The organism is Pleionea sp. WD8-19, from assembly GCF_055326765.1.
This window is the reverse complement of sequence record NZ_JBUZOU010000004.1, coordinates 291,301-302,468: the sequence shown is the minus strand read 5'-3', so window position 1 is coordinate 302,468 and position 11,168 is coordinate 291,301. Positions and strand designations below refer to the sequence as shown.

At 39.9% G+C, this 11,168-nt stretch carries 11 protein-coding genes; 1 reads left to right on the top strand and 10 read right to left on the bottom strand.

Going from position 1 to position 11,168, the window contains the following annotated elements; all coding sequences use genetic code 11:
* On the top strand, nucleotides 1-1,246 hold a 1,246-nt coding region (locus ACTUJY_RS07215; RefSeq protein ID WP_463615395.1), incomplete at its 5' end, for a hypothetical protein.
* Nucleotides 1,247-1,405: 159 nt separating this feature from the next.
* Here ACTUJY_RS07215 and ACTUJY_RS07210 read toward each other — a convergent pair.
* From ACTUJY_RS07210 to ACTUJY_RS07165, 10 genes are all read right to left on the bottom strand, one after another.
* Nucleotides 1,406-1,534 (bottom strand): hypothetical protein, encoded by a 129-nt coding sequence (locus ACTUJY_RS07210; protein WP_463615394.1) that lies wholly within the window; start codon nucleotides 1,532-1,534, stop codon nucleotides 1,406-1,408.
* A gap of 246 nt (nucleotides 1,535-1,780) precedes the next feature.
* Entirely contained in the window at nucleotides 1,781-2,197 is a 417-nt protein-coding gene (locus ACTUJY_RS07205) for a hypothetical protein (RefSeq protein ID WP_463615393.1), read from the bottom strand.
* Nucleotides 2,178-2,987 carry a PilW family protein gene (locus tag ACTUJY_RS07200; RefSeq protein WP_463615392.1) on the bottom strand — a complete coding sequence of 270 codons (810 nt, stop codon included), beginning with the start codon at nucleotides 2,985-2,987 and terminating at the stop codon, nucleotides 2,178-2,180. Before ACTUJY_RS07200 ends, ACTUJY_RS07205 begins: the two co-directional genes overlap by 20 nt.
* Nucleotides 2,987-3,502 (bottom strand): type IV pilus modification PilV family protein, encoded by a 516-nt coding sequence (locus tag ACTUJY_RS07195; protein ID WP_463615391.1) that lies wholly within the window; start codon nucleotides 3,500-3,502, stop codon nucleotides 2,987-2,989. The genes ACTUJY_RS07200 and ACTUJY_RS07195 overlap by 1 nt, the downstream gene beginning before the upstream one ends.
* Nucleotides 3,486-3,920 carry a prepilin-type N-terminal cleavage/methylation domain-containing protein gene (locus tag ACTUJY_RS07190; RefSeq protein ID WP_463615390.1) on the bottom strand — a complete coding sequence of 145 codons (435 nt, stop codon included), beginning with the start codon at nucleotides 3,918-3,920 and terminating at the stop codon, nucleotides 3,486-3,488. The genes ACTUJY_RS07195 and ACTUJY_RS07190 overlap by 17 nt, the downstream gene beginning before the upstream one ends.
* Nucleotides 3,921-3,938: 18 nt before the next feature.
* Nucleotides 3,939-4,421 (bottom strand): prepilin-type N-terminal cleavage/methylation domain-containing protein, encoded by a 483-nt coding sequence (locus ACTUJY_RS07185; protein WP_463615389.1) that lies wholly within the window; start codon nucleotides 4,419-4,421, stop codon nucleotides 3,939-3,941.
* A 246-nt stretch (nucleotides 4,422-4,667) separates the two neighbouring features.
* Nucleotides 4,668-5,093 (bottom strand): hypothetical protein, encoded by a 426-nt coding sequence (locus ACTUJY_RS07180; protein ID WP_463615388.1) that lies wholly within the window; start codon nucleotides 5,091-5,093, stop codon nucleotides 4,668-4,670.
* Nucleotides 5,094-5,231: 138 nt separating this feature from the next.
* The gene (locus tag ACTUJY_RS07175) at nucleotides 5,232-5,627 is read right to left on the bottom strand and encodes a hypothetical protein (RefSeq protein WP_463615387.1); all 396 of its coding nucleotides are present in this window, start codon (nucleotides 5,625-5,627) and stop codon (nucleotides 5,232-5,234) included.
* 32 nt (nucleotides 5,628-5,659) lie between these two features.
* Complete coding sequence (locus ACTUJY_RS07170; RefSeq protein ID WP_463615386.1) at nucleotides 5,660-9,967, bottom strand: RHS repeat-associated core domain-containing protein; 4,308 nt, start codon at nucleotides 9,965-9,967, stop codon at nucleotides 5,660-5,662.
* An 805-nt stretch (nucleotides 9,968-10,772) separates the two neighbouring features.
* Nucleotides 10,773-11,168: a hypothetical protein gene (locus ACTUJY_RS07165; protein ID WP_463615385.1), complete on the bottom strand. Its 396-nt coding sequence runs from the start codon at nucleotides 11,166-11,168 to the stop codon at nucleotides 10,773-10,775.

Genomic DNA, 11,168 nt, shown 5'->3' with positions numbered 1-11,168 from the left:
GGCGGAAGAAACGGCGGAAGAAACGGCGGAAGAAACGGCGGAAGAAACGGCGGAAGAAACGGCGGAAGAAACGGCGGAAGAAACGGCGGAAGAAACGGCGGAAGAAACGGCGGAAGAAACGGCGGAAGAAACGGCGGAAGAAACGGCGGAAGAAACGGCGGAAGAAACGGCGGAAGAAACGGCGGAAGAAACGGCGGAAGAAACGGCGGAAGAAACGGCGGAAGAAACGGCGGAAGAAACGGCGGAAGAAACGGCGGAAGAAACGGCGGAAGAAACGGCTATTGTCAAAAAAGACTCATCCGAATCGAAATCCGTGTCAAGCCCTAATGTCACTCAGCGTGTCGAAGAAATAACAAAAACCACTGCGAGTGATAAACTAAAAGCATTTTTAATTAAAGCGGAATCCAGCGCACGTTACTTTAAGCAGTGTTACGACGAAGATAAAAAAGGTGCCTTTAAATGGTGGTTAAAAACCAATAAACAACATGAAGATTTACAAAACGCCATCAACAAATTGTCTTATGAAATGAACGATGAGAATTTCACCCTGGATAAAATTTGGGACTCATTGTCCAGCTTCACTTTAAAACATGAAGATGTAGCAAAACTGAAATGGTTTGAAGATGCCCACCACAAAATCATTAAGATCACAACATCTTTAAAAACACAAAAAAGTGTTGACCGTGTCGCGCTGCAAAAATTGCAAAACCAATTGCGTTTTATTGCCAACTCAGAAGACTTTTGCGTAAAGTTTGGCTTAGAAAAAGCGCGCAAAGAGGTATTTCGTATGTATAAAGACTTAACTCGTGTGCTCGACGAACTGAAAAAAATTGAGCGAGAAAAACAGGCTCTGAAAGAAAATGAAATGAAACTCGAAGCCAAACGGCTATCCAAGGAAAAAGCGGAAGCGGAGCTGCAAAAAGAAAAAATGGAAGTGATTAAACAAAAAGAAGCGCGCTTGAAAGCACAAGAAGAAAAGAAAAAAGCCATTGCTTTTAAACAAGCAGAAGAAGCGGAGCTGGTTAAAGAAGAGAAAATGGCGGAACTTCAAGCTCAGGAAGCGGAACGACAACGCCAGTTACAGTTGCAGGCTTCTTATGTGGATATGCAGGTTCAGGATAAAATTTCTGCTCTTTCCGTTAAGGAACTTGCGGTTATGTTGGGAGGGCGAGTATTGCAGTCTAATCTTTCGGATGAAGACAGACGATCGATTGAGGAGTTGAAGGTTAAGTTGATGGGGCTTTGAGTTTTTCTTTTTTTAATTTCATGAATGTTTGATTTTTTGGTTTCGCACCGCTAACGCTTGCGTGCGAGTTACTTTTGTCAGTCGACACAAAAGTAACCAAAAAGTCTTTAACGCTCGCCGCTTGGCGAGAGATCAGCGTGTAATGAAATACTTGTATTTCTACAGAAGATTAAGTACCACCCGATGACTGCTGTCGCTACTGGCTAAGACTTCATCCCAATAAGACTCAAATTCATAGCTTCCAGAAGACTCAGTAATTAAAAAGACTTCGAAACCCAGTTTGATCATACGCGACAGCATTCATCAACAGACTCACTCTCTTCAGTAATACACTTGAGTCATCCAAACACTCAGAACAAGTGCCACAGCGGCTAGCGTAAAGCTTTTTTGGTTACTTTTGCAGCGCTTGGAAAAAGTAACTCGCACGCAAGCGTTAGCGGTGCGAAACCAAAAACCAAAAACCAAAAACCAAAAACCAAAAACCAAAAACCAAAAACCAAAAACCAAAAACCAAAAACCAAAAACCAAAAAATACTACAAATCCCGCAATAAAGTATCAACCGTCCGACTCGCCTGCAAATCCCCCGATCCACAAACGCCTTCACTGCTCACTCGATAATAATTCTCGGCATTGGCCACAAATGAAGTACACTGAACGGTAGCACTGCATCCGATTAACCCAGCAACATTAAAATTAATGGTTTGATTATTACAAGCTCCGGCACCTGCAATTGGAAAAATTTGCATGGCCGCTGTTTGCGCACCACTTTCAGCCGCAAAAAAAGCGCGAATTGATAGCACTTCCTGAGCAACCGCAATATTAGATCGTTGATTCATTTTAAAAAGCGCTGCGGCTAACAACCCCAGAACCACAATAATAAACAGCGCAGCAATTAAGCTGAAACCAGATGCTCGTGAAAAAGAATTTGATTTAAGGAAAGTTTCGGACATGAACTTCATGCTCCAGATTGATGGACTCTTTTCGTCCATCCAGGTGAATATCCATCACCAATAAACCACTGCGATTCAGCGTACCTGGATCGTAAGTAAAAACATCTACCGGATTGCCATTATCCACCAACAAAACTCTATTTAATATCAGATCCGCAGCGCCCATACTGCCCACTGCAGGCTGCGACACATTAAATCCGTAATTACTGTATCGATTTAAATTATTGCCAACAACACAAAAACTTACTGGCTGTCGAACAAAGAAAATTCGATTTTGTGGCGACTTTCGATTAAATCGTGTAGAACTGATGGTCACTTGAGTTTCATTACCGCCGAGCTTCGCAAACGCACTCACCGAAGCAACATGTCCAGTGGCAAAGTTATAGACTTCGTTGGTATTTAATGGAATAACCATCACATACAAATCGGTGGTATTTAGCCCACTGACTTCGGTACTGGCATCTTCTTCAATAACCGTAATACTGGTTCCAGGTGAAGTGGTTGGGAGTTGTGTGTATTGCGTCGCTACTTCAATGGGTACAAATTCAATGCACTCGTTACTGCCATTGACTCGAATACTGTTTGGCATTGACTCTCGAATTTCTCGGCCAATTCGCTCTAATGCCAGCCGACCACTTGATGACATGCTGATCCGCGCTTCCGACTGCATATAATTTTCGGTTGTATCTCTAAATAGCGTCGTCATCGATACCGCTAATACCGAGAGCAAAACCATCACAAGCACAAGCTCGATTAATGTGAATCCTCTTTGGCGATGGGTTTTATGCATTAGAAATTGGTTTTGTAAAAGCTGAAATCGTAACGACCATTATTTGGCCCCGTAACGACTAAATCGATACGTTTGGCATCGTTCGCATTTAATCCAAGGTCAGCACCAGCGTAAGCTACGGTAATAGACACCTGGTAACTGTTATAATTCACGCGAACATTGCCCTCTGCGTCTGTCGGTACCTCAGCGATTCCATCATAGTCGTCAACATCGTCGTAATTCGCACGTGTTTCTCCACCATCGCTGCCGATAGCGCTACACGCCGGTGCCACACCATCACCACAACGGGTTTGTGATCCGGTGCCATTGTTTTCATCAAACTTTTTGCCAAGAATTTCTTCCATATATGCTTGCCCAACTTCGGCGGCGCGTATCTGCAATATAGGGTTGGCGCTTTGCGTTGTTGCCGGGTTAAATGCGACGACTAACACCGTCATAGCAACGGCAAACACCACTATCGCAATCACCAGCTCAACTAATGTAAAAGCACCTTGTCGATTAACAAAGCCAAGCATAGCCGGAGTTCTCCACACATACACTGACACCCGCTGAAGGTGTAACGGTAATGGTCACCGCAGTTGTTTCGCCCAAACTATTATAAGTAAAGTTGGCGTTGGTAAAAGACGCTGAATAGTCGGCAGTCAAATCCGTTGGGTAGTCTTGAATACTGACACCATTGGATTGAATATCGATTTGATTGGCGTTTAGGCTGGCAGTAATAATGTTGCTGGTATTATTCATCGCCAGTTGTTGAGCGAAACGGAGATGGTTGACCACATCAGCGGCAGCGGCTCGGCTATCAAAACTTTGATCGGAGCCGAATCTAGGAATGGCAACGGCGGCCAATATGCCTATTACAACAATAACGACAATGAGCTCTAATAATGAAAAAGCCGCCTGTTTTACGGGCGGCTTTAAACGACTTATCATCATTAATTGATTGTTTGCTTATTAGCAACCACCAATTGTCGGAGTAAACGTAGGCTGAGTACCTTCAGCAGTCAGTGTAGAGTCGTCGTAAGTAATGTAGCAGTTGTCGTTCTCTACATCACCGTCCCCATCAAGATCATAACCAAATACACCAGCTGTTGTTGTATCTTCCGCAATATCACCATCTAGAGTCACGACTTCATTGATATCTGACTCTAAAGGGTAACCGTACCGAGTCGCAATATCGTCGGTACCATTTCCTGTGGTATCGACATTGTCAGCACCACCCGCATTTGCATCAGTCTCTGCGCCTTGAATCAAAGCTTTTGCATAAACCAAACTTGCAGCGCTTCTTAATGAAGCCTCAATTCCAGAAATTACCGATTCTCTCGCGTCAGACTGTACATTTATAAATCGTGGCGCTGCCACAGCCGCCAAAATACCGATAATGGTAATCACCACTACTAATTCTATAAGGGTAAAACCCTTTGCACCTGCTTTCATGGATTCCTCCGATAGTTTTAAAAGTGAAAAGCTGCTTTTGGGCAATCCTGTCCGCTGCATTCTATTGGTTAGAAATTAGCAAATATTCTCGCATTTAGCAAAAACTAAATCAATAAACTTGCTTTAATTCAATCGGTTATATCGACTAATTTAAGTTTTTCTTTAGTTTAAAGCACTTGTTTTCGAAGCGAGCCCTGTTTTTTATCATTTAGAGTAGCATTTAATGGTAAGTAAGCACCAACTCTCTCATTCGGTGTCGCAACTCTGCTCTTTAAAATGATAAATATCATTTATGTCGAGATGTTTTCCATCTTCATCAAGTAAATGGAGTACAATAGTCCATTCTCCATTTTTACAATACTGCTCAATATCTCCAGTAATTCGACCAATTGGTTCTGTTGAAAACCGATATATTTCAAAATCATTAACACTTAAAGAATTCTCATCGGAATAAAATACGATTGTATAAATCTCTATAACTTCCTGATATGGAGAGAAAATATTATGCGATGGCTGGTAATAACCTTTAGGGTGCTTAATTTTAATTACTCGATAGCCATCTTCATTAACATACATTTGGTTTTTACCGAGTGTTACACACCCGGTAAAGGTAAAAATACTTATAAAGACAATAATCAAGATTCGTTTAGTTAATTCTCTCGAAGTTTCCATACTATTAAATTAACTCAAATTTGTATCCTAAATTGGATGGACCGATTGCATTAAGTGAATAATCAAGTCGATTTGTATATTCTCTGTAAGAATGACTGGCTTTTGCATCAAAAACTCTAGCCATATGGCAGTCAAGTGTTAGGGTGGTACACTTCCTTTCTGCTTGATTCTCACCAAAGCGATGTATACAACAGCACCATTCAAAAGAGCTAATAAATACCCAAGAAAACTATCAACTGGACCTGATACATAAAACCCTTGTAGTGGTGACATTAAAAGGTTAAATCCAGTTAAAACTAAAATTCCGTAACTTGCCCAATATTTTTGCTTTAAAAGACCAAACGAAAAAAAACAAGTTAAAATTAAATTGATTATAACGAAATAGTTTGGAAATCGAACTAAAGCTTCTACTCCAGAAAATGATAAAAGCTCTAGTTCTTCTTTGTCATATAAGTATTTATCAAGCTCTGGCACAAAGTAGGTGACGATATTCATCACAAGAAAAACGTATATTAATACTCTTAACGACTTCATGAACTATCTCTAAATACTAAAAAATAACTTCATCATTTAAGGGGAATTCCCCACTCTTTGCAAGTACAGTTTTCTCCCGGTATAACTGGTGAAAGTCCAGAAACTTTAAGAGGTTCCTTAAACTTTCCAATACCACATGTTTCGACTAGCGGATCCCATGGACAACTATATCTTAAACATATTTTTCCATGCATGGCATTATCTAAGTGCTTCATATAGTTATTAAGTTTTTTTAGTGCTTCGACAAACTCACTAGCCGCTCCATCAACCATTTGGTCTCTTGCTTTCCGTTGATTTTGCATATTATTAAGTCGATCTCGCCAACTTTGCTCTCTTCTGTTTATGTTATTAATGCGGTTTAAATGCCTAGCATAAGGAGTTCCCCGATAAGTTGTTCTACCACTGCCAGGCCTATAATTCCTTAGTCCAAAAGGATCAATATAATTTATTGGGTCTTGTTCTACATATCCATAAGTATTAACTCCAGCTTCAATACCTAATGGATCACTCTCAACGTATCGCCCTATTTCTGAGTCGTAGTTTCGAAAATAGTTATAATAAAGTCCACTTTCAGTATCGAAATACTGTCCTGGATAACGAATATTATTTGCAACAGTTTCAACTTCAATTGTAGCCAGCCCAAAAGGAGAGTAACTTGCCTGCCAAACAATATTTTGACTCGCACCGGTCATAACTTCAGGAGCGCCCAAATGAGAGTTATGGTAATAATAAACATTACCTTCTATAATTTGCGCAAAAGGTTGACCGTTTAAGTAAATATACTCTTTTAGTATACTGCCCTGTGCATTAGCTTCAGCGATCAATTGTCCATTAGTATTGTAGACATAGTGCGTTTCAGTACCATTTACTAACTTTATCGTTCGCTCACCTTTACCATTATAGGTATAAGTTGCTGACAAAGAGTCCTTCACTACTGAACTAAGCCTGTTCGACTGGTTATAAGCTAAAAATAAATTGCCTTTGCGCGTTGTATTACCATTTGCGTCATACTCAAAAGTATAGACTTGACCACTAGTGACCGACGTTAACTGTGAACTATTTTCATAGCTATAATTGTCTGTATTTTTAGTTAATCGGTTACCGATAAGATCGTAACTATAATCCAAGGAACCATAACCACCACTTGCTAAGTCTAGCCGACTCAAAGGATCATAAACAAAAGTTTGATTTTGTTCTGGCCTTTGATTTTGTGCTATTACAGTAATATTGTTGTTATTGTTATAAGCATAGTTAAGTTCTCTTAGCCCAATGATATTACTACCAACCAGTCGGTAATCATTATCGTAACTATTTGATAGTGTTAAACCATTACCATAAATTAACGTAGTTAATGGGCCAAAGGGTAGATAGGTTATATTAGAAACCAACACCTGGTTTTGACTATTAATATCGGCGTTAATACCGTTTATTTTTCCGTTGGAATCATACCTATAACTAATAGATACACCGGATGGATACGTTACACCGGTAGCGCGTCCATTTGAATCGAAATGATACTGAGTTACATAACTTAGTCCATTAATCGTTTTTGTTTCTCTAACCAGTTGGCCTAAATCATTATAAAAATACTGAGTGCTTCCCGACGCATCATTTATTCCAGTTAAACGTCCAATGCCTTTGTTCCCATTAGTTGTATCGTCGTAGGTAAATGTAATATTCTCTGAACTATTATCGTATGTAATTGCAATTAAGCGATTTAATGCATCGTATTGATAGCTTTCGGTAATACCCCTGGCGTCAGTTTTGGTTAAACGATTACCAGCACTGTCATAGGAAAATGCCGTTGTACCAGTATCGGGGCTTGTCTGCCTTACTAGGTCTCCAAAAGCATTGTACTCGTATGAAGTCGTTCTATTTTCCGCATCATTAACGGACGTAACTCTATTTTCAGTGTCGTAAGTAACATTCGTTTCACCATTAAGCGCATCGGTTACTTTAACCAATCTGTTTAACAAGTCATACGTGTTTTGCGTTTGGTTTTGCTCGCCATCCGTATTAGAAGAAACGTTTCCAGATACATCATAACCAAACCGATTTGATTGGTTATTTGCACCTAGAACTTCAACCAGTTGCCCTAACGAGTTGTAAGTTTGCAATTCAGATTTTGTAATAACGCTCTGAGAGTTACTGACTGTTGACGATAACTTGTTACCTTGCAAGTCGTAGGTATAGCTAATTTTATTACCCGCATTGTCGGTGACTGAAGTTAGTCGTCTGGCATCATCATAACCATAAGTTAACTCTTCGCCATTCACAGAAGTGGTTTTGGTAACCAAACCTACTGCATTGTATTCGAACCGAGTAGTTCTTGTGCTTGTAGAAACGGATATTAAATTGCCTTTAGCATCCCATACAAGATCGGTTCGAATACCATTAGGGTTTACTACAGAAGTTGGGCGGCCATAAATATCATAGCCAGTAATTTGGTTTACATGACTCAAGGCATTAGTTATGCGGATGACTCGCCCACTGGTTAAATCGTGTTGATAAGTTGTTATATCCTGAACATCGGTTCTTGGGCCATCAATAGACGCAATTAAACCGAAATTGTTGTATGAAAAAGTGGTTATTCTGGTTTCTTGAGTAGTAGTGTCTTGCTCCGTTTTCGTTATCAAATTCCCACTTTCATCATAACTCAATAGTTGTTCTAAATTGCCTTTCGTAATTTTTATTGGTTTGTTTAAGGTGTCGTGCCATTCCGTTAATTCTATACGCTCATTTTCCGTTCCAAACGCCTCAATTTTGGAAATAACACGTTTTTTACTGTCGTATTCGTACTTTGTAATATTGCCATTTTTATCTGCTTTTTGGGTAATGCCTTTATAACTTGGTTTGTAAACCTCCGACCAGGCAGCAGGACAAGCTTCACAAGGAATTTGATCGATTTGCGTAACCCATCGGTTACCATTAACGGTTTTGTAGTGATACACTTTTTCGTTAAATATTGTATCACTAAGATACTCTCGGACTTTTGTTTGATTTTCTGTAGAAAAATCGAACTCAAATTTTTCCACTCCTGTTGCATGTTCGCTGGAAACGGCCCTACCATCATCGTTATAGGCCCAGGTAGAATAACGAATACCGGTTTCGTCGATTAACCCGGTAAGTGCATTGGGATGCCTAGAGTCTTCATATAGGAACTCAATTGAGCTTGCCGCTTGCCCAGAAGTGGCATCTGCAGGAAAGTCGATTTTTACCAGGTTGTTATTGCTATCGTAACTTAGCTCGTAGGTCAATTGATTGTTAGCTATAACACGAGTGACAAAGCCGTGATTACCGTATTCAAATCGAAGAATACTTCCAAAATTATTGGATATCGTCGCGACTTTTTGCGCACCGGGTCCAATATCGTAATAACCATAACTTAGAGTAATATTATTTACATCAACCTTAGACAATAACCGTCCTTGCCCATCGTATGTCCATACAGTGTTGTTTTGATCGGTATGGATAAATGTGTTGTTTTCAGTTATTACAACCCTGCCTAAATCGTCCCTTTCAGACTCCAAGCCATCAGCAATAACACCAGAAAAGTAATTGTTAATACCGTTTGAACGCTTTATTTTTACAATGGCTTTGGTGCCATTATTATAAATAAACTTTGCCGAACGAATTAATTCGGATGAGTGCAAAGCACCAAATACACCAACATCAATACTTTCTGCTTCTTGCAAATTAAATTTGATCAATGACCTGCTGTTGTATTTAAGATTAAGCGATAAATTTCCTGACAAATCGTTTGACTTGAATATGGTTGTGCTTTGTTTTTTAATTCCGCTTAAACACCCTACTGGGTTTCCTGCTGTTGGCTCTGGATTTTCTGGGCATGACTCATCTTTTGCGTACTCAAGAGCTTCGCAACTGTTTGAAAAGCCTTCGTTTAGACTACACATAGTAGGGTCTTGATATGAAAATGGATTTATTTCCAATGTAATTCCCGGACATTGACCCCCATGTTTACGCCATTCTAGATATGTCCAATATTTATTAGATCTATGTTGTCTAGATGCATTTCCATTTATATCAATTAAAAAGTTAACTCTCCCTTTAGAACGGAGCCCTTCATCATCTCCATAATAGTAAAAAGGGGATGAAACACCTGTATGATCCATAATTGCGTCTACAAGTTCCACAAGCGTAGAATAATGCCCATAACTGATAGGATCCTTTCCTGGCGGATTGTGATGAATATTTCTTCCACCAGTTGGATAATAAGTAGTTTGATTTGGCTTTACGGAAGAACAACGCTCTACTGCAAATAGAAGGTTTGAGGTGATAAGGGAGAAAATAAAAAACAATCCATACAAAAGCTTCGGCACTCACTAACTCCTAAAATAGTCGAATTTTTATGTTCGGCGGAATTTTAATCTTTTACTTTAGAATTTCAATCTTTTATTGTCCTTTGAGTGCCAATAAGGAAACTTTCGTTAGGCAATACTTTGAAAGCAGTCCTTTGCCCCCCCATTCTACTAACACTTATTTATGCCTTTGAAGAAAGTACAATTTTCAATCGTTTCAATAAGATTCCATTAAACATAGTTCCGACCACTTCCATATAAGCACAAGCAGGCAAAAGGCTCAGGCATTTGACCGGCAACATAAGTTTTAGCGATGTGCTTTTCTTTTTTTTGTTAAGCTTGTTGCGGTAAAAACTGGTTTAGTTCGGTGATGCCGCAACCAAAATTTTTCGATTGTCACTTCGGACTATTTCGCCAACGGTTATCGAAATTTACCGACTCCCTGTAGCACCGTGCTGCCTTCAGAAGTTTACTGTTCGCCTTTGGTGAGTTTTCCAGAGCAGCAAATTATGAAGGAGTGTACAGTGAATTAGCGATTTGAGGTAACGATAGCTGCTTGCCGGAAAATTCAGGCGACACTACATATATACCTCGCTTTAGACCAAGTAATGTACTAGCTAAGTACCTATGGATTTTATCGTTTGGAGCTTTGTAATCAAAGAGAATAGCAACAAGGGTAGTGTGATTTAGCGGGACTCCCACAGCAACATTTCGTAAGATTTCCATCAGTCGCCTACCGATATTTTACGAAGATAATTTGATTATTTCAGATTATCTTTGCAGTTTTAACGGAAAAGCCTAAAGCTGGCTTAGATGAAAGGAAAAATCACTCTAACATCTTAAGGCTCACCTGCCCACTCGCAGGGTCATATACAATACTTTGTTCGCTATAAAATATAGAAGTAAATACACACTTACTATCTACAACGCTTACTCTAAGACTCGCATTCTGTTCCGGCCATACATAAGGGCGCATAGGCGTGAGCAAGGTTTCCCACAGTTGCCGGCAATCTTTAATTGTTATCGGAAGTTTTACTGAATCGATTGTGTGTTCAATGCCCACTGGAAAACCTTGTTCGTTATAATCCAGCCCCGCACCACTAAGCTCGATAAGATCAATGGCCGGTCCTTTACCATGCGTATTGGAGTGATATTTCAGGTGTGCATAGATCACGGCGTCTTGAAAGGCTGCGGTTGTCATAGTCATGGTTCGACGGTGCAT

Excerpts from the sequence above, each read along its gene's own strand:
- ACTUJY_RS07210 (WP_463615394.1), bottom strand. The coding sequence starts at position 1,534 with ATGATCAAACTGGGTTTCGAAGTCTTTTTAATTACTGAGTCTTCTGGA.
- ACTUJY_RS07205 (WP_463615393.1), bottom strand. The coding sequence starts at position 2,197 with ATGTCCGAAACTTTCCTTAAATCAAATTCTTTTTCACGAGCATCTGGT.
- ACTUJY_RS07200 (WP_463615392.1), bottom strand. The coding sequence starts at position 2,987 with ATGCATAAAACCCATCGCCAAAGAGGATTCACATTAATCGAGCTTGTG.
- ACTUJY_RS07195 (WP_463615391.1), bottom strand. The coding sequence starts at position 3,502 with ATGCTTGGCTTTGTTAATCGACAAGGTGCTTTTACATTAGTTGAGCTG.
- ACTUJY_RS07190 (WP_463615390.1), bottom strand. The coding sequence starts at position 3,920 with ATGATGATAAGTCGTTTAAAGCCGCCCGTAAAACAGGCGGCTTTTTCA.
- ACTUJY_RS07185 (WP_463615389.1), bottom strand. The coding sequence starts at position 4,421 with ATGAAAGCAGGTGCAAAGGGTTTTACCCTTATAGAATTAGTAGTGGTG.
- ACTUJY_RS07180 (WP_463615388.1), bottom strand. The coding sequence starts at position 5,093 with ATGGAAACTTCGAGAGAATTAACTAAACGAATCTTGATTATTGTCTTT.
- ACTUJY_RS07175 (WP_463615387.1), bottom strand. The coding sequence starts at position 5,627 with ATGAAGTCGTTAAGAGTATTAATATACGTTTTTCTTGTGATGAATATC.
- ACTUJY_RS07165 (WP_463615385.1), bottom strand. The coding sequence starts at position 11,168 with ATGCACCGTCGAACCATGACTATGACAACCGCAGCCTTTCAAGACGCC.